The organism is Xanthomonas sp. NCPPB 3200 (assembly GCF_056393585.1).
Genome location: NZ_CM150785.1, coordinates 270,445 through 295,588, shown reverse-complemented (window position 1 = coordinate 295,588; position 25,144 = coordinate 270,445). Strand labels below are relative to the sequence as shown.

Sequence of the window (25,144 nt, the reverse complement as noted above, 5' to 3'; positions counted from 1 at the left end):
GGCTTCATCGCGCTTCCGTCGAAGGCATTGGATAAGGCGGTAGTTGATGACCATCGCCGGACAGAAGTTTCAGGAATGCAGGGTGCAGGAACAGTTTTTCCTTGCCCAGCCGCTGCTCTTGCAGCACACCGATGGTCACCAGTTCCTTTAGATGGCGTGCAGCGGTCTGCCGAGTCACGCCCATCACGTCCACGACATTCTGGATGCGGCAATAGGGCTGATTGAAGACCACTTCGACAAGTTCGCGGCTGTAGGCCTTGGGGGCGTGTTCGCGCACATGATCACGCGCCTGCGTCTCCAATCCTCGGATCGCCTGGATCTTCGCCGTCGTCCACGCAGCTGTCTCTGCAACGGCGGCAAGCATGTACTGAATCCACTCGGCCCAGCGACCGTACCGGGTGACATCCAGCAGCAGTCGATAGTAGTCGCTGCGATGGCGAATGATGTAGCGCGACAAGTACAGGACGGGGATATCGAGCAGGCCTTGCTCGATCAGCATCAGCAGATTCAATACACGTCCGGTACGCCCGTTGCCATCGGTGAACGGGTGGATCGCTTCGAATTGATAGTGCGCGACCGCCATCCGGATCAATGGATCGATATCGGTGCATTCATGAATAAAACGCTCCCAATTGGCCAGCTTGTCGCGCAGCAATGTCTCGCCGACGGGCGGGGTATAGATGATCTGCTGGATCTGATCGTTGGCCAGCGCAGTCCCGGGCACGCGACGGATCTGCATTTGCACAGCTTTAATGCGGCTGCAGACCACCACGGCGGTGTCTGTACATAGCGGTCGCTGCTGCAGCGACTGGAACCCTTCGTAGAGCGCGCTACGGTAACGCAGGGCTTCCTTGGTTGCCGGATTCTGGGCGCGCTCCTGATCGTCTGCATAACGGAACAAGTCATCCGTGGTGGTGACGATGTTTTCGATCTCCGAACTCGCCTGTGCTTCCAGGATCGGGATCGTATTGATCAGCACTGCCGGATTTGGCAGCAATGCGGTGGCCTGCTTCAGCTCGGCCAACGCAGTGCGCGCCACGATGCAGGCCTTGAGCAAGGCGCGCGTTTCGATATCTCCCGCCGGAGGAAGCGGCGGGAGCGCGTTGTAGGGCTGCTCGGGATTGAACACCAGCGCGTCGTCCATGCTTACACCGGTCATGTTGCAAGAGCGAACATGATGCAATGACGTGTACTAAAAATCCATTTTTCTTAACACGTCACATGTTGCAACTTACCAGACCACTTCCGCCATCGAGCAGTTCAGGCCAGAACCAATTCCCATCAACGCGATGCGGTCGCCCTTCTTCAAGCGGCCGAGCTCCTTGAGCTTGCTCAGCACGATCGGTACCGAAGCCGGGCCGATGTTGCCGTGTTCGCCGAAAATGGTCATGACCTTGGCCGGGTCGATGCCGAACGACTTCACGAATGAAGCGGTATGCGGGCGGCTGACCTGGTGGATGACGAACTGGTCCAGCTCGTCCACTGCCCAGCCCATCGCCTGCTTGGCGGCCAGGAAGGTCTTCTGCGCCAGCTTGATGCCTTCGATCAGCAGCAGGCGCGTGTCGGTGACCATGCGGTCCAGGTTGCCGCGGCACAGCTTGTTCCACTCGGTGGCCGAGCGGGTCACGCCACCCTTGTAACGCGGGGCGTCGGGCACCAGCTCGGTGCGCGCCATCACCATCGCTGCGGCACCGCAGCCCAGGGTCAGCGCGGCGAGTTCATTGCGGAACTCTTCTTCAGTGACGTCGGGCGAGGTCATGCGCTCGAGGGTCTTCTCGTACACCAGGTTGGCGGTTTCGCCATCGACGACCAGCGCATAGTCGATCTCGCCGCGCTCAAGCATGCGGGCGGCGATGTCCATGCCGTTGATGAAGGCAAGGCAGGCGTTGGCGACGTCAAAGGTGACGCAATGGTCGCCGACCCCGAGGTTGCCGGACACGATGGAGGCGGTGGACGGCTCCAGGTAGTCGCGGCTCACCGAGGTGTTGACCAGCAGGCCGATCTTCTCGATGCCGATGCCGGCGTCGAGCAGTGCCTTGCGCGCAGCCTGGGTGGCGGCGTCCGAGGCCTGGACATCCTGGTCCCACAAGCGCCGTGCATGGATGCCGGCAACGTCGCCCAACACGTCGGTTCTGATCCCGAGGCGGTCGTAGGTCGGTTGCAGGCGCTCGTTGATTTCCTTGGAAGTCAGCGTGTGCGGCGCATCAATATGCGCCAGTCCCGCGATGGAGACATTCTGGAAGAGCATCGAAGTAGCGCCATGGCGTCAGGCGAGGGGGCGCTAGTCTAGCCGCTGGCTGGTTTTACCGCATCTTTACAATTGCAGCGGCCGCGCCCCAGCCCAACGGTTCAGCGCGGCGGGCAGCGGAAGGCGTTGAAGCGCTGGCTGCCATCGGCCGGCTGGCCCTGCGCCTGGACCGTATTGGCATTGGCGCCCGGCGCCTCGTTGCGTGCCAGCGTTTCCAGTTCTTCCTGCACCCGCAATGGGTTGCGGTTGTAGAAGCCGACCTTGCTCTTGACCGATACCACCACCTCGCCCTGCTGCTGACAGCCAGCTGGCACAGGGCCTGCGGGCAGCACCTGCACGCCTTTGCCGCTTTGCTCGATCGGCACCCAGGTGCAGGCCGTGGCAGTGGTGGCAACCAGAACAGACAGCATCAGCACGCGCATAAGTCTTAGACACCTGAGGACGAAGCCGGATTGTGCCGCAGTTGCCGGGTGGCGATCGGCGTGCGCTGCATGCCCGCACGCCGCGCATTCAGCGCGCTGAACACCACGCAGATCGTCATGTTCTCTCGCTTCGGCCGGTGTCCGGCGCCCGCAACCGCGTCCGGGTGTCCGGACGCGGACACCGCCACGGCGCACAAATCTCTTTAAAAACAATCAACTGCGATTGGCACGCGGTTTGCTGCATGGCATAGGCAAGCAGCGGGCAGCGACCTCGATCGGCAAAAAATGACTGCCAGCTGAATAAATAAAATTGCGCCACGAAAGTTATTGCACTTACCGAAATGGTGTACTACCTTACTACCACACCACTGATCAACCACACCAAGAGACCTCGCCATGAAGACCCAGACCCTGCGCATCGCCCTCTCCGCCGCCCTGTTTGCCGGTACCGCCCTGGCCGGTTTCGCCCAGGCCGCCAGCGTGACCACGCTGGACACCGTGCAGGTCCGCCCGTCGGCCGACCAGATCGCCCAGCAGGCGCTGGAGCGCAGCAGCGACGTCCCTACCCTGGCCACCGTGCAGGTACGTCCGTCGGCCGAGCAGCTGGCCGCCCTCGCCGCCGAACAGGCCGGCCCGCGCATCCTGACCCTCGCCGCGGTGCAGGTGCGTCCGTCCGCCGACCAGCGCGCCGACCTGGTGACCCGCAACGCCGCTGCCAGCGCGCAGAGCACCTCCGGCCAGGCTGCTGCTGCCATCGGCGCACTGATGGGCCAGGTCATCGTCAACCTGCCGGTGCCGCAGCTGCAGCCGTCGCCGGTCGAACTGGAAGCGCTGGTCAACGCCGCCATCAGCCTTTGAGCACGCGCGCAGCTACACTGCGCGCATGTCAGCCCCCGTCCTCGATGTCATCCTGTTTCAGCCGGAAATTCCGCCCAATACGGGCAATGTGATTCGCCTGTGCGCCAACACCGGCGCGCGCCTGCACCTGATCGAGCCGCTCGGCTTCGACCTCAGCGACAAGCAACTCAAACGCGCCGGCCTGGACTATCACGAATACGCAAGCCTGCAGGTGCATGCCGACCTGCCCAGCGCCCTGGCCGCGATCGCGCCCAAGCGCGTGTTTGCACTGAGTACGCGCAGCACCGTGCGTTACGACACACCGCAATTTGCCGATGGCGATGCCTTTCTGTTTGGTCCGGAAACACGCGGCTTGCCCGCCGACGTGCTGGAGTCGATCCCGCCACAGCACCGGCTGCGCCTGCCGATGCGCCCGGACAACCGCAGCCTCAATCTGTCCAACACCGTTGCGGTGATGGTGTTCGAAGCCTGGCGTCAGTGGGACTTCAACGGCGGCCGATAACCGTGGTGATGCAGACGGCTGGCTAACTGCGGCATCGTCCGCCCCGATCCCGGCGCGCTGCATGGTTCCCGTATCGATCTGTCACTCAAAGCGTGCTCCGCGCGTATGCCAGTCGCGGGCGTTGCCGTTTGCGTGCTGCTCCGCGCCGCTGCGATGACCTCATTGCATCACCTGGGCATCGGTCGCTGCCTGCAACATGCCGCGACAGCCTGCCCAAAGCGCCACCGCCAGCAAGGCGATGGCACCCAGCGCCAAAAACGCGATGCGATAGCCGAAGGCGTGCGCCAGCCAGCCGCCCAACGCCGGGCTCAGCGCCGCGCCCACACCTTGCACCGTCATCACCGCGCCCTGGCCGACATTGACGCGCCCGGTACCCTGCAGCAATCGCGCCACCAGTGCCGGCACCACCACGGCCTGCAGGCCGGCGCCGAGTCCGTCGAGGATCTGCACCGGAAACACGCCCCAGCCATGGATCAGCGACGCCGCCACCAATGCACGCAACGGCAAGGCCATGAAGGCCACCAGCAGCACCCACCAGTGTCCGTGCACGCGGATCCAGCGCATCGCCAGCAACGCCACCACCACCATCGTGGCCTGCGCGACCACGATGGTGGTCGCCGTCAGCGCGTTGGCATCGCCCGCATGCGCGGCCACGATGGCCATGCCGTAGAGCGGCAGCATCGCCGCATTGCCCAGGTGGAACAGCCCCAGGGTGATGGCCAGCAAGGCCAGTGGCCGGCAGGTCAACAACACCCGCCAGCCGCTGAGGGTGTCCGCGCCGTCGGCGTAGCCCAGGCCGCGCGCGGCACGATGGTCGATGGCCGCAGACGGAATCAGCAGCACCGCCGCGATCGCCAGCACACCGAACGCGGCGGTGAGCACGAACACCGCCGCAAACCCGTAGCGCCAGCCCAGCCAGCCGGCCAGCACCGCGGCCAGCATGTTGCCGGCGTGGTTGGCGACCTGATTGCGCGCCAGTTGATGATCGAATCCGCGCGCGTGCACAAGCCCCAAGGTGATGCCGGTGAGTGCCGGGCCGATGCCGGCTGCCGCCAACGCCGAGACGATCTGCGCGGTGACCACACCGGAGGAGGTCGGATGCAGCCAGATCAGCGCCGTGGCCAACAGGATCGCCAGGCAACCGACCACCACCACGGCGCGCTTGCGCCGGGTGCTATCGACCAGTGCACCGGCCGGGGTGGTGGCGAGCATGCCGGCGATGCCGCCCACGCTCATCACCGTGCCGATCGCCGCCACCGACCAGCCCCTGGATTGCAGGAACACGCTGAGAAATGGCCCCAGCCCGTCCTGCACATCGGCCACGCTGAAATGCAGCGCCTCCAGTGCGCGGCTGCCACGGGGACGCGGTGTGCTCATGCGCATCGGCGCTCTCCACGAAACGATGAAAGGCGACTGCGCGCGCCGGCCTGCATGTGCGACCCAATTGCAGTCGCACGGCGCCAGCACGGCAGTCGCATTGCAGGCTGCTAGTGCTTCGGCTTCGGCTTCGGCTTCGGCTTCGGCTTATGCGCACCCGGACCATGCGGATGCTCGATCTGCTTCAGCGACGCGGCCTTGGCGCCCAAGGCATGCGCGTGGACCAGCACGCCGTGCGGGGTCGTCCTGGTATCGCCTTGGGCCACCAGCGCCTTGCCGACCACCAGCTGTTTGGCGAAGTCCTCTCCGGCATGCGGTGGGAACCGCACCGTGACCTCGTCGTCCAGCAACACGCCATGCACCTGCCCGTGCGGGCCGTGCAGCAGGCGCGCGATGGTGCCGCTGTGCTGGGTGAGCTGCGGCTTGGGCGGCTTGCCGGCGGGCGGCTTGGGCTTGGGCTTGGCATGCGGCCCGTGCGGGCCTTCATCGGCGATGCGCTTGCCACCTTCCGGATCGATCGCCAGGGCCACCAGCATGTCCACATCGCGCGGCTTGAGGCCACGCACGCTCAAGGTGCTGCCGGGCTTGAGTGCCTTGAGCAAGGCGGCGGACAGGTGCGGCGGCGTGTGCACCTCGGTGCCGTCGGTCAGCAGCAGGCCGTCGATATCGGCCTTGGGATTGAGCAGAAAGCGCGCCAGCGTGCCGCGGGTTTCGGGAAGGAAATCAGGGTCGACCCAATGCATGAAAAACTCCAGAGAAGTGAGAACCGGCCGATGCCGGCAAGCCGCGCCCGTCGCCACGCATGCGGCGTGGTGAACAGGCGCGTAGAGGGGAACGCGACGGGTAAGCGCCGCCGCGTGGGCGGCGGCGCCCTGGATCAACGCGGCGCCGGAGCCGGCGCTGGCGGTGCGGCCGGCGGGACAGGCGGGGCCGGTGGTGCGGGCGGCACCGGGCCGTCGGGGCGCGGCGGGCTGAACAACGCACGCTGCGAGGCGCGATCACGGCCCAGTTGGGTGGCTTCGATGGCGCGGCCGTTGGCGGTGGCAACCCCGAAGCCGCTCACGCTCAATGGCGCGCCGGCCCGCAGCAGATCACCGAACTGCAGCGCCAGATGCGGCGGCATCCGCACCAGCGTGCCATCGCTCAGCAACGCGCCATTGGTCTCGCCACCCGGGCCGTAGACCAAGCGCTCGATGCGTCCTTCCGCCTGCAACGGCGTCAACGCAGCAGGCGCTGGCGGCGCCGGCGGCATGGCGCCCGCCGGCGGCTGGTCGACCACTTCGCGCCCACCACGATTGGAGCGGATGCTGCTGGCGCGCAGCACCGGCAGGCTGCCCAGGCGATAGCCCTGCACGCTCACCGTGTCGCCCCGGCGCACCGCAGCCTGCAACTGTGCGGACAGATGCGGTGCAAATGCCACCTGGGTGCCATCGCGTAACCACAGGCCGTCGACCTCGCCATTGGGATTGAGCATGAAGCGCTCGACCGTGCCGGTGATGCGCACCGGGGTGGCGGCCAACGGCGCGGGCGGTGCGGGCGGGGCCGGCGGTGGCGTGCCGACCGGCGCACGCGGCGCCAGCGGTGCTGCTGGCGGTGTGGGAGCCTGCGCTGCAGCGGTTGCCACGCTGCAGGCCAATGCGAAAGCAAGTGCGGTCTGACGAATCATGCGATGTCTCCAACGCGGCAGGAGCGCCGCTCGCCCTGGAGATAAAGCAGCAATCGTGCCAACAGCGAATCCGTTGTTTTACAAGGGTTTTGTGTCTGCACGCGCGCGAACAATCGTCTGCGTTTCATCCACCACTGTCCGCTTTGCAGACACTTTGCAGCTCGGGTTGTGTGTCGACCCTGCAAAGCAAGAACGTGCCTGGCACCCTCGACGGTAGCGTGCGCGTGCCGAGGTCCGGGCTGGATTTCGAACGCGTGGTGCTGCGCTTTCCGGCTGCACCGTCTGCTGGGGGAAGGCCATTGGCCAATGCTGCGAGTGGCAGCGGCGGCATGCAACCAACAGGTGCGCATGACAACAGGTGCACGTGCTGCTGTGCGCGTACTGCGTCATGACCGAAGCGGCAGCCTGCAGACATCGCGTCCGGTGATCGCTGCGCCTACTGCAGGCCGTACTCATCGAGCTTGCGGTACAGCAGCTGGCGATGAATGCCGAGCCGGCGCGCGGCTTCGGCGCGGTTGCCGCCACTGTGTGCCAAGGCGTCCTGGATCATCTGCTTTTCCAGCCGCGCCACCGCCTCGGGCAAGGTGCCTTCCGGTGGCGCTGCAGTCGTGGGCTGCTCGGCATCGTACTCGAGCGCGTCGTCCAGATCCGCGGCAACGATGCTGTGGCCGCGCACCAGCAGTTGGCTGCGTTGCATGACGTTACGCAGCTCGCGCACGTTACCGGGCCACGGGTAGGCCAGCAGCCGCGATTGCGCGTCCGCCGACAGCGTACGCGCCGCGCCTTCGCCGCTGCGCAGAAAATACTGCGCAAGCAGCACGATGTCCTGCCCGCGTTCGCGCAGCGGCGGCAGTTCGATCGGCACCACATTCAGGCGATAGCGCAGATCGCTGCGGAACTGTCCTGCCGCCACCCACGCCGCCAGATCGCGATGCGTGGCCGCCAGCACGCGCACATCCACCTTTTGCGCGCCGCGCCCGCCCAGCGGCGTCACTTCGCCTTCCTGCAGGAAGCGCAACAACTTGGCCTGCATCGGCAGCGGCATGTCGCCGATCTCGTCCAGGAACAACGAGCCGCCATCGGCTTCGCGAATCAGGCCGATGCGGTCGCTGGTTGCCCCGGAAAAGGCGCCCTTGCGATGACCGAACAATTCGCTTTCCATCAACTCCAACGGGATCGCCGCGCAATTGACCGCGACAAATGCCGCCGCCGCGCGCGCGCTGGCGCGATGCAGGGCGCGCGCGACCAGTTCCTTGCCGGTACCGGTTTCGCCGGTGATCAACACCGGCAGATCAGAAGCTGCCGCCAGCCCGATGCGTTTATGCACGGTACGCATCGCCGGACTGTGGCCGACCAAGCCGTCGTCGTCGGAAGGTTCGCTCGCTGCGGTATCTGCGTTGGCATCGGCACGACTTGCCAATGCACGCTCCACCACATCGACGATATCCGCACGCCCCACCGGCTTGACCAGGTGATCGAAAGCACCCAGCGTCATCGCTTCGATGGTGTTGCCGCTGGAGGCGTACGCGGTGAGCATCACCAGCGGCACCTGGCGCGCGCGGGGATCGTCCGCACGCGCACGCAGCACCTGGATTCCGTCCATGCCGGGCATGCGGAAGTCCACGAACGCCAGTTCGATGCCGCCCTCGTTCAGGCGCAGCAAACCGTCGGAGCCGTTGTCGACCGCGATCACCGTATGGCCGAGCGAGCGCAGCGTTGCCTGCAAGGTGGTCAGAAACGCCGCATCGTCGTCGATGATCAGGATGCGCGCCATGGCAGCTCCAGAATGAAATGGGTCATACCGTCGGCGTGTGCATAACGCACCTGCCCGCCATGTGCACGGGCGATCTCGCGCACCAGCGCAAGCCCCAGGCCATTGCCGTCGGCGCGACCGCTGACGAACGGCTCGAACAATTGCGAAGCGATGGCATCGGCGATGGCCGCGCCACGATTGCTCACCCGTAGCTGCAGCAACCCATCGCTGGCGCTGGCCTCCAGCGTCACCGCGCTGCCTGCATCGGCGTGCTGGAGCGCGTTGCGCAGCAGATTGTGGACGGCACGGCCGAGCTGCTGCGGATCGAGCATCCACTGCAGCGGCGCGTCCGGGACGCGCAGCTGTGGGGCCGGCGCGCCCGGCGGCAGCATGGCAGGATCGAGCAAGCTCGCCAGCCATTCCTGCACCACCACCGTCTCCAGCTGCAGCCTGATCGGCTGCACCATGCCGAGCAGACTTTCGACCACCCCATCCAGGCGACGGATCTGCCCCAACATCAGCTCACCGTGCGCGGCATCGTCCGGCGTGCCCTGGCGCGTGGCGATTTCGTTCTCCACCGCCAGGCGCATTGTGGCGATGGGGTTGCGAATCTCATGCGCCACCGTGGCGGTCAGGCGCCCGAGTGCGGCCAGCCGCTCGTGCCTTGCCAGCTCGTCGGCCAGCCGCCGCGTCTGCGCCAAGGCCTGCGCATTGCGCTGTGCGTAATCGCTGACCGCAGCGCCCAGCCGGTCCAGCTCGGGTGCGCCGGTGACCGGAATTTGCGGGAGTTCGGTATCGGCGGCCAGCGCCTGCTGGATGCGCTGCAGGCGCTGACTCCAGCGCCGCACCACCACGCCCAGGGCAATCGCCGACATTGCCACCATGGCGAAGATCAGCAGCATGCCGATCGCCAGTGGCCGCCAGGCATCGGAGGTGCTGGCCGGCACCCGCGACATGGTCCATGCAGCGGTGCCCGCGGCCAGCGGGCAGGCGCTGATCAACACCACTTCGCGGCTGCCGTCGCGACGAAAATCCACGGCCTTGTCGCCCACCGCACTCTGCCGCGCGGTACTGACGATCGTGGTCCACTCGGCGGCCGGGATATCGGTCTTGTGATCGCTGCCGTCGTAGGTGGGATAGGCGTAGGCAACGAATCCCTTGTCGAGGTTCCACACCCCGCCCTCCACACCGGGCGCATCGGCCAGTACCAGTTGCACCACCACCGCGGCCAACCCGGCGCCGTTGTCGCCGCTGCGCGCCGCCTCGCTCGCGCCGGCGTAGCGCTGCACGATGCGTGCGCATTGCGCGGTCAATTGCTGGCGCGCATCGTCCAGTCGCACGCCTTCGGTCTGTCGGTACAGGCCATACAACATCGTGGCCACGCCCACGCAGGCAGCCAGGATCACCACCCAGATCAGCAGCAACTGGCGTAACAACGAACGAGGCATGCGAGGGTCCGGTAAAGACGTGCAGTTTCAGAACGCGGTAACTGTGTCAGCGCATGTTGGTCTTGACCAGATCGATCACCTCGTCGCCACGCCCGCTCATCACTGCCTTGAGCAGATACAGGCCCATGCCCTTGGCCTGTTCCAGCTTGATTGCCGGCGGCACCGCCAGTTCCTGCGTGGCGATGCGCACATCCACCAGTGCCGGACCAGAGTGCGCGAAGGCCTGCCGCAACGCCCGCTCCAGTTGCGCGGACTCATCGACCCGGATGCCCAGGATGCCCATCGCATTGCTCATCGCTGCGAAGTCCGGATTGCGCAACTCGGTGCCGGTATCCAGATAGCCGGCGGCCTTCATCTCCATCGCCACGAATCCCAGCGAGGCATTGTTGAACACCACGATCTTCACCGGCAGGCGCAGCTGCGCCAGCGAGATGAAATCGCCCATCAGCATCGCAAAACCACCATCACCCGACAGCGCAATCACCTGGCGGCCCGGATACGCCGACTGCGCACCCAGCGCCTGCGGCATCGCATTGGCCATCGAACCGTGGTTGAACGAACCGAGCAAGCGGCGTTGTCCGTTCATGCGCAGGTAGCGCGCGGCCCACACCGTCGGCGTGCCGACATCGCAGGTGAATACTGCATCCTGGTCGGCGATCTGGCTGATCATGCGCGCCACGAATTGCGGATGCAGCGGCTCGCCTGGATCGGCCGGCACCGCCAGATCGTCCAGCCCCTCGCGCGCCTTGCGATAGTGCGCAAGCGACTTTTCCAGGAAGTCGCGTTTCTCGCGTCGCTGCAGCTGCGGCAACAAGGCGGCAATGGTTTCGCCTACGTCCGCTGCGATGCCCAGCTGCAACGGCGTACGCCGCCCCAGCGCGCTCGGGTCGCGGTCCACCTGCACGACGGTCGCGTCCTTCGGATAGAACTGCCGATACGGGAAATCCGTGCCCAGCATGATCAAGGTGTCGCAGTTGAGCATTGCGTGGTAGCCGGAGCTGAAACCGATCAGGCCGGTCATGCCAACATCGAACGGGTTCTCCCACTCCACGTGTTCCTTGCCGCGCAAGGCATGCACGATCGGCGCGCCCAGGGTGTCGGCCAATGCCACCACCGCATCGTGCGCACCCGCGCAACCACTGCCGCACAGCAGCGTGATCGCTTCGCTCTGCTGCAGCAGCGCGGCCAGTTGCTGCACATCTTCGGCGGCCGGCAGTACGCGCGGTTGGCGCAGTTGCGGCCAGGCCGTGGGGATATTCTTATCCACTTCCAGCAGTGCGATATCGCCGGGGATCACCACCACCGCCACACCTTGCTGCAGGATGGCCGCACGCATCGCGCGGTGCAGCACTTCCGGCAGCTGCGCCGGATTGGTCACCAATTCCACAAAGTGACTGCACTCGCGGAACAGTTCCTGCGGATGTGTCTCCTGAAAATAGTTCAGCCCGATCTCGGACGAGGGAATATGCGCGGCGATCGCCAGCACCGGCTGGCGGCTGCGATGGCAATCGAACAGCCCGTTGATCAGGTGCAGGTTGCCCGGCCCGCAGCTACCCGCACACACCGCCAGCTTGCCGGTCACCGCCGCCTCGGCGCCGGCAGCGAACGCGGCCACCTCTTCGTGGCGCACGTGCATCCATTCGATTGTCTGCATCTCGCGCAAGGCATCGGTCAGGCCGTTGAGGCTGTCGCCGGTCAACCCCCAGATCCGCTCCACCCCCGCGCTCTGCAGCGTCTCGGCCAGAAACCGCGCCAACGTCTTTTTCTTCGCCACGATGCAGCTCCACGCTTGTTCGACAAGCCTGGCATGCTCCCAGTCACAGTGTCAGCGCAATGTGCTTGCACACTGCAGACGCGGTAGAAATCACTGAAAAACAGCCCCTTCTATACATGCGCGTCACATCGACGCGATGTAACCGCCAATGCATCACGCTTTGCGCGTGCGCTACGCGCATTGCAATTTGATGACAAGGAAGCGGAGCTGAACTGGGCGCGATGATTCATGGACCAGTCAGTCCAAAATTCATGTCGCGTTCCATCGAATAACGGAGAATTTACATCTCGGCAGCGAACGGCATCCGCCTCAGCGCCGGCCCAAACCATAAGTACAGGTATCGATCATGAAGAATTCCCTGCTGGCCCTCGGCCTTCTCGCAGCCCTGCCGTTTGCGGCCTCCGCTGCTGAAAACCTCTCCTACAACTTCGTCGAAGGTGACTACGTGCGCACCCCGACCGAAGGCCGCGACGCTGATGGTTGGGGCGTGAAGGCGTCCTACGCCGTCGCTCCGAACTTCCACGTGTTCGGCGACTACAGCAAGCAGAACGCTGACGACAACGACAACGTGTTCGAAAGCTCCAACTCCGACTTCCAGCAGTGGGGCGTCGGCGTGGGTTACAACCAGGAAATCGCCACCAGCACCGACTTCGTTGCTCGCGTTGCCTACCGCAAGCTGGACCTGGACACCCCGAACATCAGCTTCGACGGTTACAGCGTTGAAGCCGGTCTGCGTAACGCCTTCGGCGAGCACTTCGAAGTCTACGCCCTGGCTGGCTACGAAGACTTCTCCAAGAAGCGCGGCATCGACATCGGCGACAACTTCTACGGCCGCCTCGGCGCCCAGGTCAAGTTGAACCAGAACTGGGGCATCAACGGCGACATCCGTATGGATGGCGACGGCAACAAGGAATGGTCGGTCGGCCCGCGCTTCAGCTGGTAAGCCGCATGTTTGACTGCAACGCGACTCTCTCTCCCGCGTTGCATTGGAAGCCCGGTCCCCCGACCGGGCTTCTTTCTTTTGGGCGATCGGCTGGCGATGCGCACATCGCGCTATAGCGGCATGTGCGCAATGCGGCTGCTGTAGAAGCACGATCCAGCGCGCTCAAGCGGCTACAGCTTGCCGCCAACCTTTGCGATCGACACCAACAAAAAGCCCGGCAATGCCGGGCTTTTTGTTGTTTCTGCGCAGCGCGTACACGCGCGATGCCGCGATCAGGTGAACAAGGTCTGCGGGTACTCGGGCTTGCGCTCGCGTGCCAGCAACTCCTTCAGGCCTGCTTCCGGGGTGATCTCGCCATGCAATACCGCACGCACGGCGTTGGAGATCGGCAGTTCGATGCCGTGATGCTCGGCCTGACGCATGACTTCGTCGGCGGTCTGCACCGATTCCACCACCTGGCCGATCTCGCGGATCGCATCGTTCAGGCTCTGTCCGCGTCCCAGGGCCAACCCCAGCCGTCGGTTGCGCGACAGGTCGCCAGTGCAGGTCAGCACCAGATCGCCCAGACCCGCCAGGCCCATCAAGGTCTCCGGCCGCGCACCGATCGCCGCCGCCAGGCGCAGCATCTCGTTCAAGCCGCGCGTGATCAGGCCGGCACGGGCGTTGAGGCCCAGCTGCATGCCATCGGCCACGCCGGTGGCCACCGCCAGCACGTTCTTCATCGCGCCACCGAGCTCGGCGCCCACCATGTCATCGCCCGTATAGGCGCGGAAGGTGGGGCCATGCATGGCATCGGCCACGACCTGCGCAAACGCCGCATCGTCGCCGTGCACGGTGATGGCGGTCGGCAGGCCGAGCGTGACTTCCTTGGCGAAAGACGGCCCGGTCACCACGGCCAGCGGAACGCCGGGGCCGAGGATGTCGCGCGCCACTTCGTGCAGGAACCGCCCGGAACCGGGCTCGAAGCCCTTGGTCGCCCACGCAACGCCGGCACCGGCCGGACGCAACGGTGCGATCAACCGGATCGTCTCGGTGAATGCATGCGAGGGCACCACGACCAGAATCCAGCCGGCATCGGCAATGGCCAGTTGCAGGTCGGTGGTCGCACGCAGGCTCTCGGGCAGTGCAATCCCTGGCAGATAACGCGCGTTTTCGTGGGTGCGGTCGATGGTATCCACCATCGCCGCATCGCGTCCCCAGAGCACGGTCGGGTGACCGTGCCTGGCGAGCAGCGCAGCCAGGGCCGTGCCCCAGGAGCCGGCGCCGAGAACCGCGATCTTCTGCGTCGAATCGCTCATCGGCGCACGCAAGGCTTAGGCGTTGCCAGCCGGCTCGGAATCGGCCAGCGAGGTGCCTTCGCCCTGCGAACGCTGGCGCAGGGTTTCTGCATACAGCGCTTCAAAGTTGATCGGCTGCAAGTAGAACGGCGGGAAGCCGCCGGCCTGGATCAGGTCGCTGACCAGGGTACGCACATACGGGAACAGGATGTTCGGGCACTGGGTGCCGAGCAGCACGTCGATCGCCTGCGGCTCCAGGCCGACCAGGCCGAACACGCCGGCCTGCTGCACTTCGGCCACGTAGGCGGTCTTGCCACCGGCGGTGCAGGTCAGGGTCACGGCCAGCACCACTTCGAAGGCGTTGTCGTTGAGGCGCTGCACCTTCTGGTTGAGGTTCAGCTGCAGCTCGGGCTGGTTGGCGTCATTGAAGACGGACGGCGCGTTCGGCGATTCGAAGGAAACGTCCTTGACGTAAATCTTCTCGATGGTGAAAGCGGGGCCAGCAGCGGCGTCGGCCGGCGCAACCGCGCCGTTGATGATTTCGTCGGACATTCCTAACTCCAGAAACGGTTCGGTGGATGCAGCGTTGAATGATGCAGACGTGAAAGCGCGAGTCTCTCACGCCAGCAATGGGGACTTGCCCGGCGCCTCACAAGGTGCGGTCAGGCGCGGCCCTTGACCAGCGGCAGCTCGGCCATCTGCCAGGCAGCCACGCCGCCATCGAGCCAGTAGACCTGCTCGAAACCGGCTTTCTTCAGCGTCTTGGCCGCGCCTGCGGAGGCATTGCCGTTACGGCACACCACCACTACGGGCGAGGACTTGGCGTTGGCGAGCAGCTTGCCGGCCGGGTCGAACTTGGCCAGCGCCACGTTGCGGCTGCCGGCGATGTGGCCTTTTTCGAAATCGGCGGTCGGCGACAGGTCGATCACCAGCGCGTTCTCGCTGTTGATCAAACGGGTCAGCTCGGCCGGCTTGAGTGCGCGATACCCACGGAACAGGCGCGCGACCTCGGTGACGATCAGGGCGATGGTCAGGCCCACCAGGGCCAGTGACAACATGGGGTTGCGGCCGACAAAGGCCTGCAGCTCTTCGAAATTCACGGGGTCAGGGTCAGTCAAGCGGGCGGGAATTGTCGCACAGCTGGCGCGCGCGACGGCCAGGCACCGGTGGCACGGGCTACTGGCCCTGCCACAGATCGGGCAGGCCGCTGGCCAGCCACCAGCGTTTGCGCTCGGCATCCCAGCGCCACAGCTCGATGCTGCGCACCAGCCGCTCGGCCTGGGTATTGCGGTTGATCACCCGCAGCTCGACCTCGCGGCGCAGGTCACCGTTGCCATCCTCGCCCACCCGCAGCTCGCGGTAGCCGGAGATCTGCACCTGTTCGTAGCGCGAGCGTTCCAGATCGCTGAGCGGATGCGCCTGGGCGTAGGTCGGCTCGACAAAGCCCTGCGCGGCATCGAAATCGCTCCAGCGCACTGCGGCGGTGTAGGCGGCCTGGGTGGTTTCCAGCGCGCGTGCCTGGGCACGGCTGCCGGCAGACGCCCCCCCGCTGACCATCGCCAGCCCGAGCAACAGCATTGCCCCGATCACTGCACGCATGCGCATTCCCCCCAAGTCCAGCGCGCATCCTACCGTTTTGGAAACGCCACGAAGCGCCCGCTCAGGGTGGCCGCCGCCGCACCGGATCCCAGCGCGATCTGCGCACGCATGCCGATGCGCGCCTTGCCGCGCTGCCGAAAGGTGGCCAGGAATGCCTCCCAGCTGCCGAGTTCGGACGGCTCGGCATTGGCTACCAGGTCTTCGTAGACCGGAGCGACGTAGCGCAGCTGGCTGTCGGCCACGTAGACATCGGCGCTGTGCCCGGCCAGTTGCAGTTGCAGCGTCAGCCAGCCCCAGCTGGCCAGCGTCATCAACGAGGCCAGGCTGCCGCCGAACGCGTTGGCCTTGTCGTTGACGTTGGCCTGCAGCGGCGCACGCAAGCGCAAGGCGCCGTCATGCAAGCCGTCGACGGCAATGCCCATCGACAGGACCGGCGGCATGGCGATGAACTGTTGCTGCAGCGACTGCAGGGCGGATGCGAGCGTGCACGAAGGAGTCATCGGCGAAGGCTGGAAGACGGCGAAGGGCGGCATCATGCCGCAATGTTCCGCGAGCGTCTTGTGCACTGGAATGACATGCGGTACCGCATGGTGAACGCGTGCGGCATCGCGTCGCCGCACGCCTGGGTCTTGCCCGGCTCAGGGCGCGAACACGACCTTGCGATAGCCCTGCGCCACCCGCAGCAACGCGGTGGCCTTGGCCTTCCAATGCGCGCTGCGCTGCCTCTGCGCGTGCGTCAACGGCGCATCGATGGTGCTGGTGAACACGATCTGCTCCGGAGCGGCGTGGAAGAACTTGTCCTGGATGCAGGCGGCCGGCGCCAGCTGATAGGTGGACAGCTGCTGTGCGACCGGCGATTCGTTCCAGCCGAACAGGAAAATGTCGGCCATGGTGTGCCAGCGTGCGTCGGCCGCGAGCAGCAGTCGCGCCGCATCGCGGCTGAGGATCAGCGCACCGGCGCAGACCGGCCAGCAGTGTTGGTGGGTCGAGGGACGCACCAGGCGCAGCTGCCGGCCACTGACCTCGGCGACCTTGGCATCGAGCTTGATGCGGTTGTAGGACGGTTCCAGCCGCACGATGCTGTTGCCGCCCGGCAGCCACTCGCTGCTGCGCAGCAGCGCCGGCAGCGCGTCGGACAGATGCATGTCGTCTTCGAAGATGGCGGTGTAGGCGTCGTCGGAGTCGGCTGCGATGCGCCACGCGGCCTGATGGCTCAGGAAGCACCCGATGTTGGAGGCGGTCCACTTGCGCGGGCCGGTGCTGAAGGCATCCCCGGAGCCTTCCAGCGGCCGCTCGCATGCGAAGTCGGCAATCTGCGCAGGCGTCAGGGTGGCGCCATCCACTGCGGGAATCCGCTCGAACGGCAGGCCCAGTGCCTGGAACTGCGTCGACATCGCCTGCAGGCGCTCGCCGCTGCGCTGCATGTTGATGAGGTAGGACTTGATCACGACGCCACTCCAGCTCGATTGTCGTGGCGGATCGTGGGCGGAAGCGGTCACCGGCACAGACCCGGGGACGAGGTTCTGGCCGCAGAAACGCAGGCATCGCGTCGAGCAGACACGCAAAGGCCAGACAGCGCGCGAGGATCGAATCGCCGCCAGCGCCATCGCAGCGCGCGACACCCGCCCCCGATAACGCACGGCTCTCGCATAATCACTGGATGACACCTCCCGCCCCAGCTGCCGACGCCTGGACCCTGATTTCGCTGCGGCCCAGCGGTGAACACGCGCCGCTGCGGCGGGCCGCCGCGCGGCACGGCGGACGGCTGCTGGCGCTGTCGCCGTGGCGGCTGCAGACCAATGACACCCCGCAGGCACGGGCTGCATTGCGGCAGGCCTTGCACGCACCGATCGCGGTGTTCACCAGCCCGGCCGCAGTGCACGCGGCGCATCGCCTGGCGCCGCTGCAGCGGCCGGCGCAGGCGCAGTGGGTGAGCGTGGGAGACGGCACCGCGCGTGCGCTGCAGGCCTGCGGCATCGGCACGGTGATACGCCCGGCGCGCATGGACAGCGAGGGCCTGCTCGCATTGCCGCTGTTCCGGCAACCGCTGCAGGCAGTCGGGCTGGTCACCGCCCCGGGCGGGCGCGGCATGCTGGCGCCAGCCCTGGAGCAACGTGGCGCCCGCATCCTGCGCGCCGATGTCTATCAGCGCGTGCCGTTGCGCCTGCGCGCATCGGCAATGCGTGCCCTGGCGGACGCGCTGCCCGCTAGCGTGCTGGCGCTGAGCAGCGCCGAAGCGCTGACGCTGGTGCTGCAGCAACTGCCCGGACCGCTGATCGACGCCTTGCGGCAACGCCCGCTGGTGGCCTCCAGCGAGCGCATGCTTCAAGCCGCACACGCCGCCGGCTTCCAGCAGGTGCTGCGCGCTGCAGGTCCCTTGCCCGAGCAATTGGCCGCTGCCGCTGCCGCGATCGTGACACCATCGCGATCTTGCTGAACTTCGAACTCAAGCACGGCTTGCGGCTGTCTGCCGCTGCACGCCATGCTGTGGCAGATGACTGCGGCACCTGCACCCGTCGTGACCGCGCGAGGATGGACGAATGACCGAAATGCCCGCTTCCACGCGACGCTTTCCCCTGGCATGGCTGCTGCTCGTCGTCGCGCTGGCCGCCGTGGGCGTGGCGCTGTTCTTCGGTTGGCGCGCATGGCAGGGCTATCAAAGTGCGCAGCTGCAGGCCGCCGAGGCGCAGCAGCAGCGCTGGGATGGCACGCAGCAGATGCTGGAGACCTTGCGCCGTGACCAACGCCTGGCCAACGAACGCCTGGCGGATGCGGCAGCCACCAACCGCGTGCTGCGCGACGAGATGCTGGGCCTGAGCCAGCGCAGTGCCTTGCTCGAAGAAACCGTGCAAAAGCTTGCCGATCCCAACCGCCACGGTGCGCAGGCGCTGCGGCTGGATGAAGTGGAGCTGCTGCTCCGGCTGGGCGAGCAGCGGCTGAGCATCGCCGGCGACGCCGACGGGGCGCGCCGCGCCTACGCACTGGCCAATGCCGCACTCAATGGCATCGACGATCCCGGCTATCTCAACCTGCGTCAGGCGCTGGTGCAGGAACGCGACGCACTGGATCGCCTGGGCGCCGGTCCGCAGGCGCAGGCCGGCCACACCCTGGATCAATTGGCCGGCGACCTGCTGCGCCTGCCCGAACAGACCGCTCAAGAGAGCGAAGCAGCGCAGCCGTGGTGGCAGAAAGCACTCACGCCGCTGGTGGATATCCGTCCCAGCCGTGGCGATGCACTGCTGACCGGCGGCAACCGCCATGCGGCGCGCGACGCCTTGCAGATCGAGGTCAGCCTGGCCCGCGCTGCGGCCGAGCGCGGCGATGCCGCCGGCTTTGCGCAATCGCTGCGCCGGGTGGACACCTGGACCACCCGGCTGTGGCCGGATTCACCACAACGTCGCCAGGCACGTACCCGCCTGCGCACGCTGCAACAAGCGCCACTGCGTCCGCGCCTGCCGGAACTGGGCACCACCCTGCTGCAACTGCAGGCCATGCGTGAAGGGAGATCCACCCAATGAAAGTGTTGCGTACCGTCTTGATCCTGTTGGTTGCCGTGGCGCTGGGCGTGCTCGGTGCGCAATGGCTGTCGCATCAGACCACTTACGACCTGGGCAATGTGGTGGTCAGCGTCGGCGGCAACGACTACCGCGCCGCCATGCCGCAGGCGCTGTTGATCCTGGTCATCGCGCTGCTGTTGCTGTGGCTGGTGTGGACGCTGGTCAGCCTGCCGTTCCGGGTCTGGGGTAAGTACCGCCGCAGGAAGGGCCGCGCCCGCCTGATCGAAGGCTTGCGCGCAGCCGATCACGGCCAGTGGCAGCGTGCCGAGCGCCTGTTGGTCAACGCCAGTGAGGATGCGGAGGTCAGCGGCATCGCCCTGGCCAGCGCAGTGCGGGTTGCCGATGCACGCGGCGATGAGGTGGCGGCGAACGCGTTGGCTCAGCAATTGGCCGAGTGCGACCCCACCGCGCATGCGTTGCTGCAAGGCGAGCGGCATCTGGCGCGGCAACGCCCGGTCGAGGCGATCAATGCGCTCGATAGTGCTAACGCGCAACCGCTGCCGGCGCGCGGCCTGCTGCTGCGCACGCATGCCCTGGCGCAGATCGGTCGCGCCGACGAGGCCTATGGTCAGCTCGGCGCATTGCGCCAGCAGGCGGTGCTGGCACCGGAGGCCTACAGCGCACTGGAAGCCACGCTGGCCGAGCAGACGCTGTTGCAGGCCGGCGATGCCAATGCCCTGGCCGAACGCTGGGAAGCGCTGCCCAAGCCGCTGCGTACCTATCCCGCGGTGGTGGGTGCCTATGCACAGCGCGCGGCAGTGCTGCACTGGGACGATGCGGCGGTGCATAGCCTGGAGCAGGCGCTGGATACGCAGTGGGACGAATCGCTGGTGCGTCTGTATGGCGTGCTGCCGCTGGAAAAATACGATTCGCGCCGCGCCAGTGCGCAGCGTTGGCTAACCCAGTACCCGGATAGCCCGGGCCTGTTGCTGACCCTGGCGCGTCTGGCACGCCACCAGCAGCAATGGTCGCAGGCCGAAGAGTTTCTGCATCGCGCGGTGGCCAATGGCGCGGGCAGCGAGGCCTGGGAAGAACTCGGCCATGGCTTCGCCGCCGCCGGGGATCTGCTGTCGGCGCAGCATTGCTACGCCAACGCCCTGCGCGCCGCACGCGGCGAGCCGGTGCACGAGGGCTTGCCACAACAGTCGCTGCGCGGGCCGATCGTATCGGCGTATGCAACGCCGCCGGCCGATCCGCTCGCACCGGACGATCGCGTGCTTTGATCTGAGGTCTGACCGCTATTGCGGCGATGTGTGGATTCACCAGGAGCCCCGGCATGTCCGGGGCTTTTGTTTTTCTAGATCCGGGCAAAAGCGCTACCGGCAACATTTGCCGGCCTGTCATCACACCTGCAGGGATGGCAACGCACGCACGTGACGAAGCTATCTGCAAACGCAGCGGCGCAGATCACCAATCGCGCGATTCCCGGGGCGGCGCTGGCAATGCGCGCAAAAACGCGTCACAGGCACCGAGATAACGAGCCTGCTCGTGATCGACCGATTGCGCCGACAACACGCGCGAACCGCGTCTGCCGATCAACAGCATCACCGCCATCACACCGGCACCGGTCAGCCAGCCGGTCGCGCCACCGATCCACAGCACCCCGACCAGCAACGGCACGATCGACGCCATCGCGATGGCGACACACCGCACGCGGCGGCGCTCATGCCACGCGCACAGGCTCAGCACGTGCGCACTGCGCTTGCGCAGCACGATGGCCAGGATCAGATACGGCAGCCCCCCCATCAATAGGGCCAGATAGATCGCCGGGTGATGCCAATGGAAGATGTAGCGGCGCGGCGAGATGTCCGCCGGCGCGTTGCACTTGACGCAACGCGGCGGCAGATCGGCGCCCGGCGTGCACACCAGTACATCGCCCTCGCGCCACACGGCGCCGTGCGTCGGAGGCAGATAAAGCGTAGGGGGCTCGCGTGAATCAACGTTCGACATCCATGCGTCCTTGCAGGTTGGGGATTCGGGATTCGGGATTGGAAATTCGTAAAATTAGGAGTCCGCAGCTGCTTTTGCGAATCCCCAATCCCGAATGCCCAATCCCACGCTGCGCAGCAGCGTCAGCGCTCGACGATGGCCACCACGCCCATACCGCCGGCGGTGCAGATCGAAATCAATGCACGGCCGCCGCCACGTTCTTCCAGTTGCTTGGCGGCCGTGGCCACCACGCGTGCGCCGGTGGCGGCGAAGGGGTGGCCGGTGGCCAGCGACGAACCCAGCGGGTTGATCTTGTCCGGGTCGATACGGCCCAGCGGCGCTTCCAGCCCCAGGCGATTGCGGCAGTAATCCTCGCTTTCCCAGGCGCGCAACGTGCACAGCACCTGCGCGGCGAAGGCCTCGTGGATTTCGTAGATGTCGAAGTCCTGCAGGGTCAGGCCCTGACGCGCCAGCATCTGCGGCACCGCAATGGTCGGCGCCATCAACAGGCCTTCGCCATGCACGAAATCCACCGCCGCCACCTGCGCATCGCGCAGATAGGCCATCGGGGTGTGGCCATGCGCCAGCGCCCAGGCTTCGCTGGACAGCAGCACCGCGGCCGCACCATCGGTGAGCGGGGTGGAATTGGCCGCGGTCAACGTGCCGCGGCCGGAGGTCTTGTCGAAGGCCGGACGCAGCGTGGCCAGCTTTTCCAGCGAAGTGTCGGCGCGCAGGATGTTGTCGCGCGAGACGCCGCGGAACGGCGCGATCAGCGTGTCGAAGAAGCCGCGCTCATAGGCGGCGGCCAGCTTGTGGTGCGAGGACACCGCCCAGTCGTCCTGCGAGTCGCGCGAGATGTTCCATTCCTTGGCCATGTCCTCGCAGTGGTCGCCCATGCTCTTGCCGGTGCGCGGCTCGGCCACGCCGGGGAATTCGGGCTTGAGCTCGCTCAGCTTGAAGCCGCGCAGCAGCGCCTTGAGCTTGTCGCCGGTGGCCTTGGCGCGGTTGGCGGCCATCAGCCGCGCGCGCAGCTTCTTACCGTAGACGATCGGCACTTCGGAGGTGGTGTCCGAGCCGCCGCCGATGCCCGAATCGATCTGGCCCAGCGCGATCTTGTTGGCGATGGTGATCACCGAATCCAGGCTGGTGCCGCAGGCGCGCTGCAGGGTGATGCCCGGCGTCAGCGGCGACAGCCCGGACGACAGCGCCGCCTCGCGCGCCAGGTTCCAGTCCGAGGAGTGCTTGATCACCGCCCCCATCGCCACTTCGCCCAGTTGCTGCCCGTGCAGCCCGAAGCGCTCGACCAGCGCGCCCAGCGTGCGCACCGACATGCCCAGGTTGCCCACGTCCGCGTAAGCGGTGTTCTGACGACAGAACGGGATACGAACGCCGCCCAGAATGGCGACGGGACGGGCTGCGGGCATCGGTTGACCTGGCATGGAGGACTCGGGGACATGGCCTGCACAGGGCCGGCAGGCATAATGGCCGCAGTGTAGCTTCGACCCCGTGATGGGCCAACCGCGAATCATGAGCAAGACCGAACACGGCGTGACCGCCATGGGTGTGATGGCGCTGGAATTGACGGGCGGCACCGCCCCCGAGCGCGGCGCCCTGGCGCCCGAGCAGGCCGGCATGCTGGCCGAACGCATCGGCCGCGACCTGGCGCAGTGGATCCCCGAAGTCCGCGAGCTCGAGCTCAGCGTGGCAATGGCGCACTTCGACCCGGCCGAAGTGCTGCGGCCGGGCTGGCCGTTGCATCGCCGGCTGGACGAGCTGCATGCGCGCGCGCCCGGGCGCGATCAGGGCCCGCGCGTGCTGGCGTTCGGCGCCGATGCGCAGGGCGAGATCCCCCTGCCCTTCCAGGCCGACGCACAGCTGACCGGCGGCGGCCTGCGCGTGCTGCCGTTCCTGCTGTCCGGCGATCCGCAGATTGTGGCGACGGTGGCCGATGCGATGGAAGAAGTGCTGCTGGCCCAGGGCATGGCGCAGGCCGATACCGCGCTGCTGGCGCAGGAAAGCTTCGGCGCACGCATCGAACACGCGCGGTATCTCACCGCGAACGATCTGGCGGCGATGATTTCGATGCAGTACGACAACCAGGGCCTAGCCCCGTTGTGGCCGCTGATCGAAGCCGCCCTGCTGGCGCCGCATACCGAAGAGTGGCTGGAACAGCCGCCCGAGCCGGTGCTGCGCTATGTCGAGGGCGAAGTGCGCATTGCGCTGTTCGACCCGGCCGGCTGGTGCGATTACTACGCGCACGACCGCGAGAATTGCGAACGCCTGCGCGGCGTCTACGAACAATTCCTCTCGCGTCAGCGACAGATGGCCGCAGTGCTGGAAGCGCATGGCCTGCCGGTACTGTATGTGCATGTGGAACCGGGCCAGGATCCGCGCCAGGCATTGGCCGCGTGAGCCAGACGCCGGCTTCCACAGCGCCGGCGTTGCAGGGCGTACTGGAAACCGGCGTGTATGTGGCCGACCTGGAGCGCGCTTGCGCGTTCTATGCCCGCGTACTGGGACTGGCAGCCATGTATCGCGACACGCGCATGGCCGCGTACGCAATCGCACCCGGGCAGGTGTTGCTGCTGTTCCTGCAGGGCAGCACCGCCGCCACGGTCACGCTGCCGGGCGGCACGATTCCGCCGCACGATGGCAGCGGGCGCGCGCATTTCGCATTCGCCATCGCCACCGATGCGCTGGCTGGATGGGAGGCACATCTGCAGGCCTGCGACGTGCCCATCGAGGGCCGCACGCAGTGGCCGGGCGGTGGGCACAGCCTCTACTTCCGCGATCCGGATGCGCATCTGCTGGAGCTGGCGACGCCGGGGCTGTGGCCGAATTATTGAGTCGTTGATGACGCGGGTCTTGCGCAAGCGAACGACGTGGTCGCCTGTGCGGTGCGCCCGGTGTGAGGTATATCGACCGTTCGAGATGTACCGACAGTTCATGCGTACCGACAGGAAGCATGCAGCACGCGACATGCGGCGTGCCAGATGCGCTGCGCGCCCGCGCCACGCATGACCGGATCGCTCTCTCACCACAACCCAGAAACAACAACGCCGCGGTGATCGATCACCGCGGCGTTTTGCCTGACTGCTGGCCTGTCCTGCTTACTTGGCTGCAGCTGGGGCGTTGTCGGTGGTGATCACGCCGCAGGCCAGACGGCCGCCGGCGTTGCCGGTGGGCTGGGTTTTGTAGTCGTCTGCATCGGCATGCACGATCACCGCGTGGCCGGCGATATCGAACTGGTCGGCCTTGCCCAGATTGACGTTGCTCGACACCGGGCCATCGATGCTGGCATTGCCCTGCGCATCGGCCTTGATGTTGGGCATGTCGCCGCCGTGGTGCGGATCGGCACTGACGGCGCCGTGATCGGACTGGGCCGGGTTGAAGTGGCCGCCGGCGCTGCTGCCGTCCGGTGCGCTGCAATCGCCCTTTTCGTGGATATGGAAGCCGTGTTCGCTGTCGGGCTTGAGGCCACTGAGCTGGCCGGTGACGCGCAGCGCGCCGTCGACGATCTTGAAGCTCACCGTGCCTTTGACGTCGCTGCCCTTGGTCGGCTTGAGCTCGGCGGTGGCGGTGGTGGTGGCCGCCGCTTCGGTGACCATGGACGCGGCGTGCTCACCGCCATGCGCCGCCTCGGCCGCTACGCCGGCCTGCGGTGCGGGTGCAGGATCGGCCGGTGCGGGTTCGTCGCGCTTGCACGCGGTCAGCACCAGCGCGGTGGCCAGGAACAACGTCGTTGGAAGAATACGCATGAGAAAACTCCTGTGGAAAGGCCGCAGCTGCAG

Annotated in this window: 27 protein-coding genes; 8 read left to right on the top strand and 19 right to left on the bottom strand. The window is 66.4% G+C overall.

Going from position 1 to position 25,144, the window contains the following annotated elements; genetic code table 11:
* Nucleotides 1-4 precede the first annotated feature (4 nt).
* The 4 genes from fic to AC06DU_RS01195 all read right to left on the bottom strand — a co-directional run bounded on the left by fic (nt 5) and on the right by AC06DU_RS01195 (nt 2,858).
* The gene (gene fic, locus AC06DU_RS01210; protein ID WP_167704989.1) at nt 5-1,144 is read right to left on the bottom strand and encodes a protein adenylyltransferase Fic; all 1,140 of its coding nucleotides are present in this window, start codon (nt 1,142-1,144) and stop codon (nt 5-7) included.
* Nucleotides 1,145-1,231: 87 nt separating this feature from the next.
* On the bottom strand, nt 1,232-2,248 hold the full coding sequence (locus AC06DU_RS01205; protein WP_016903994.1) for a 3-oxoacyl-ACP synthase III: 1,017 nt from the start codon (nt 2,246-2,248) through the stop codon (nt 1,232-1,234).
* Nucleotides 2,249-2,349: 101 nt separating this feature from the next.
* Nucleotides 2,350-2,670 carry a DUF4156 domain-containing protein gene (locus AC06DU_RS01200; protein ID WP_016903993.1) on the bottom strand — a complete coding sequence of 107 codons (321 nt, stop codon included), beginning with the start codon at nt 2,668-2,670 and terminating at the stop codon, nt 2,350-2,352.
* A 5-nt stretch (nt 2,671-2,675) separates the two neighbouring features.
* Nucleotides 2,676-2,858, bottom strand: coding sequence for a hypothetical protein (locus AC06DU_RS01195; RefSeq protein ID WP_478203320.1), 183 nt, complete (start codon nt 2,856-2,858; stop codon nt 2,676-2,678).
* 208 nt (nt 2,859-3,066) lie between these two features.
* Between AC06DU_RS01195 and AC06DU_RS01190 the strand changes: the two genes are divergently transcribed.
* A complete protein-coding gene (locus AC06DU_RS01190; RefSeq protein ID WP_478203318.1) occupies nt 3,067-3,528 on the top strand; it encodes an XAC0231 family protein in 462 nt (153 codons plus the stop codon).
* A gap of 25 nt (nt 3,529-3,553) precedes the next feature.
* Nucleotides 3,554-4,030, top strand: coding sequence for a tRNA (cytidine(34)-2'-O)-methyltransferase (locus tag AC06DU_RS01185; RefSeq protein WP_104554633.1), 477 nt, complete (start codon nt 3,554-3,556; stop codon nt 4,028-4,030).
* Nucleotides 4,031-4,189: 159 nt separating this feature from the next.
* Here the strand turns inward: AC06DU_RS01185 and AC06DU_RS01180 are convergent, their stop codons facing one another.
* The 6 genes from AC06DU_RS01180 to poxB all read right to left on the bottom strand — a co-directional run bounded on the left by AC06DU_RS01180 (nt 4,190) and on the right by poxB (nt 12,030).
* Nucleotides 4,190-5,413, bottom strand: a complete 1,224-nt coding sequence (locus AC06DU_RS01180; protein WP_478203317.1) for an MFS transporter — start codon at nt 5,411-5,413, stop codon at nt 4,190-4,192.
* 104 nt (nt 5,414-5,517) lie between these two features.
* Nucleotides 5,518-6,150, bottom strand: coding sequence for a hypothetical protein (locus tag AC06DU_RS01175; protein WP_478203315.1), 633 nt, complete (start codon nt 6,148-6,150; stop codon nt 5,518-5,520).
* A 134-nt stretch (nt 6,151-6,284) separates the two neighbouring features.
* Nucleotides 6,285-7,073: a hypothetical protein gene (locus tag AC06DU_RS01170; RefSeq protein ID WP_478203314.1), complete on the bottom strand. Its 789-nt coding sequence runs from the start codon at nt 7,071-7,073 to the stop codon at nt 6,285-6,287.
* 436 nt (nt 7,074-7,509) lie between these two features.
* Nucleotides 7,510-8,847 carry a sigma-54-dependent transcriptional regulator gene (locus AC06DU_RS01165; RefSeq protein WP_478203313.1) on the bottom strand — a complete coding sequence of 446 codons (1,338 nt, stop codon included), beginning with the start codon at nt 8,845-8,847 and terminating at the stop codon, nt 7,510-7,512.
* Nucleotides 8,832-10,274, bottom strand: a complete 1,443-nt coding sequence (locus AC06DU_RS01160; RefSeq protein ID WP_026064447.1) for a sensor histidine kinase — start codon at nt 10,272-10,274, stop codon at nt 8,832-8,834. Before AC06DU_RS01160 ends, AC06DU_RS01165 begins: the two co-directional genes overlap by 16 nt.
* A gap of 46 nt (nt 10,275-10,320) precedes the next feature.
* A complete protein-coding gene (gene poxB / locus AC06DU_RS01155) occupies nt 10,321-12,030 on the bottom strand; it encodes a ubiquinone-dependent pyruvate dehydrogenase (protein WP_478204339.1) in 1,710 nt (569 codons plus the stop codon).
* Between the two features lie 364 nt (nt 12,031-12,394).
* Here poxB and AC06DU_RS01150 point away from each other — a divergent pair, with 364 nt between their 5' ends.
* Nucleotides 12,395-12,991, top strand: a complete 597-nt coding sequence (locus AC06DU_RS01150; RefSeq protein WP_016904049.1) for an OmpO family porin — start codon at nt 12,395-12,397, stop codon at nt 12,989-12,991.
* Nucleotides 12,992-13,263: 272 nt separating this feature from the next.
* On the opposite strand, the gene AC06DU_RS01145 is transcribed toward AC06DU_RS01150, so the two are convergent.
* The 6 genes from AC06DU_RS01145 to AC06DU_RS01120 all read right to left on the bottom strand — a co-directional run bounded on the left by AC06DU_RS01145 (nt 13,264) and on the right by AC06DU_RS01120 (nt 17,315).
* Complete coding sequence (locus AC06DU_RS01145) at nt 13,264-14,289, bottom strand: NAD(P)H-dependent glycerol-3-phosphate dehydrogenase (protein ID WP_026064544.1); 1,026 nt, start codon at nt 14,287-14,289, stop codon at nt 13,264-13,266.
* A gap of 15 nt (nt 14,290-14,304) precedes the next feature.
* Complete coding sequence (gene secB, locus AC06DU_RS01140) at nt 14,305-14,820, bottom strand: protein-export chaperone SecB (RefSeq protein WP_016903394.1); 516 nt, start codon at nt 14,818-14,820, stop codon at nt 14,305-14,307.
* Between the two features lie 110 nt (nt 14,821-14,930).
* A complete protein-coding gene (locus AC06DU_RS01135) occupies nt 14,931-15,368 on the bottom strand; it encodes a rhodanese-like domain-containing protein (RefSeq protein WP_016903395.1) in 438 nt (145 codons plus the stop codon).
* Between the two features lie 76 nt (nt 15,369-15,444).
* Nucleotides 15,445-15,867 (bottom strand): hypothetical protein, encoded by a 423-nt coding sequence (locus tag AC06DU_RS01130; RefSeq protein ID WP_026064545.1) that lies wholly within the window; start codon nt 15,865-15,867, stop codon nt 15,445-15,447.
* Between the two features lie 29 nt (nt 15,868-15,896).
* The gene (locus AC06DU_RS01125) at nt 15,897-16,367 is read right to left on the bottom strand and encodes a YiiD C-terminal domain-containing protein (RefSeq protein WP_026064546.1); all 471 of its coding nucleotides are present in this window, start codon (nt 16,365-16,367) and stop codon (nt 15,897-15,899) included.
* Between the two features lie 138 nt (nt 16,368-16,505).
* Nucleotides 16,506-17,315 (bottom strand): glycosyltransferase family 25 protein, encoded by an 810-nt coding sequence (locus AC06DU_RS01120; protein ID WP_478203311.1) that lies wholly within the window; start codon nt 17,313-17,315, stop codon nt 16,506-16,508.
* Between the two features lie 212 nt (nt 17,316-17,527).
* On the opposite strand from AC06DU_RS01120, the gene AC06DU_RS01115 reads away from it, so the two are divergent.
* From AC06DU_RS01115 to AC06DU_RS01105, 3 genes are all read left to right on the top strand, one after another.
* Entirely contained in the window at nt 17,528-18,304 is a 777-nt protein-coding gene (locus AC06DU_RS01115) for a uroporphyrinogen-III synthase (protein ID WP_478203309.1), read from the top strand.
* Between the two features lie 103 nt (nt 18,305-18,407).
* Nucleotides 18,408-19,385, top strand: a complete 978-nt coding sequence (locus AC06DU_RS01110; RefSeq protein ID WP_478203307.1) for a uroporphyrinogen-III C-methyltransferase — start codon at nt 18,408-18,410, stop codon at nt 19,383-19,385.
* Nucleotides 19,382-20,647: a heme biosynthesis HemY N-terminal domain-containing protein gene (locus AC06DU_RS01105; protein ID WP_478203306.1), complete on the top strand. Its 1,266-nt coding sequence runs from the start codon at nt 19,382-19,384 to the stop codon at nt 20,645-20,647. The genes AC06DU_RS01110 and AC06DU_RS01105 overlap by 4 nt, the downstream gene beginning before the upstream one ends.
* A gap of 184 nt (nt 20,648-20,831) precedes the next feature.
* Here the strand turns inward: AC06DU_RS01105 and AC06DU_RS01100 are convergent, their stop codons facing one another.
* Both AC06DU_RS01100 and AC06DU_RS01095 read right to left on the bottom strand, forming a co-directional pair.
* Complete coding sequence (locus tag AC06DU_RS01100; RefSeq protein ID WP_478203304.1) at nt 20,832-21,374, bottom strand: hypothetical protein; 543 nt, start codon at nt 21,372-21,374, stop codon at nt 20,832-20,834.
* A gap of 122 nt (nt 21,375-21,496) precedes the next feature.
* The gene (locus AC06DU_RS01095; protein WP_478203303.1) at nt 21,497-22,792 is read right to left on the bottom strand and encodes an acetyl-CoA C-acetyltransferase; all 1,296 of its coding nucleotides are present in this window, start codon (nt 22,790-22,792) and stop codon (nt 21,497-21,499) included.
* 88 nt (nt 22,793-22,880) lie between these two features.
* On the opposite strand from AC06DU_RS01095, the gene AC06DU_RS01090 reads away from it, so the two are divergent.
* Complete coding sequence (locus AC06DU_RS01090) at nt 22,881-23,765, top strand: hypothetical protein (protein WP_054592039.1); 885 nt, start codon at nt 22,881-22,883, stop codon at nt 23,763-23,765.
* Complete coding sequence (locus AC06DU_RS01085; protein WP_102250754.1) at nt 23,762-24,199, top strand: VOC family protein; 438 nt, start codon at nt 23,762-23,764, stop codon at nt 24,197-24,199. The genes AC06DU_RS01090 and AC06DU_RS01085 overlap by 4 nt, the downstream gene beginning before the upstream one ends.
* A 264-nt stretch (nt 24,200-24,463) precedes the next feature.
* On the opposite strand, the gene AC06DU_RS01080 is transcribed toward AC06DU_RS01085, so the two are convergent.
* Nucleotides 24,464-25,111 (bottom strand): superoxide dismutase family protein, encoded by a 648-nt coding sequence (locus AC06DU_RS01080; protein WP_478203301.1) that lies wholly within the window; start codon nt 25,109-25,111, stop codon nt 24,464-24,466.
* Nucleotides 25,112-25,144 lie beyond the last annotated feature (33 nt).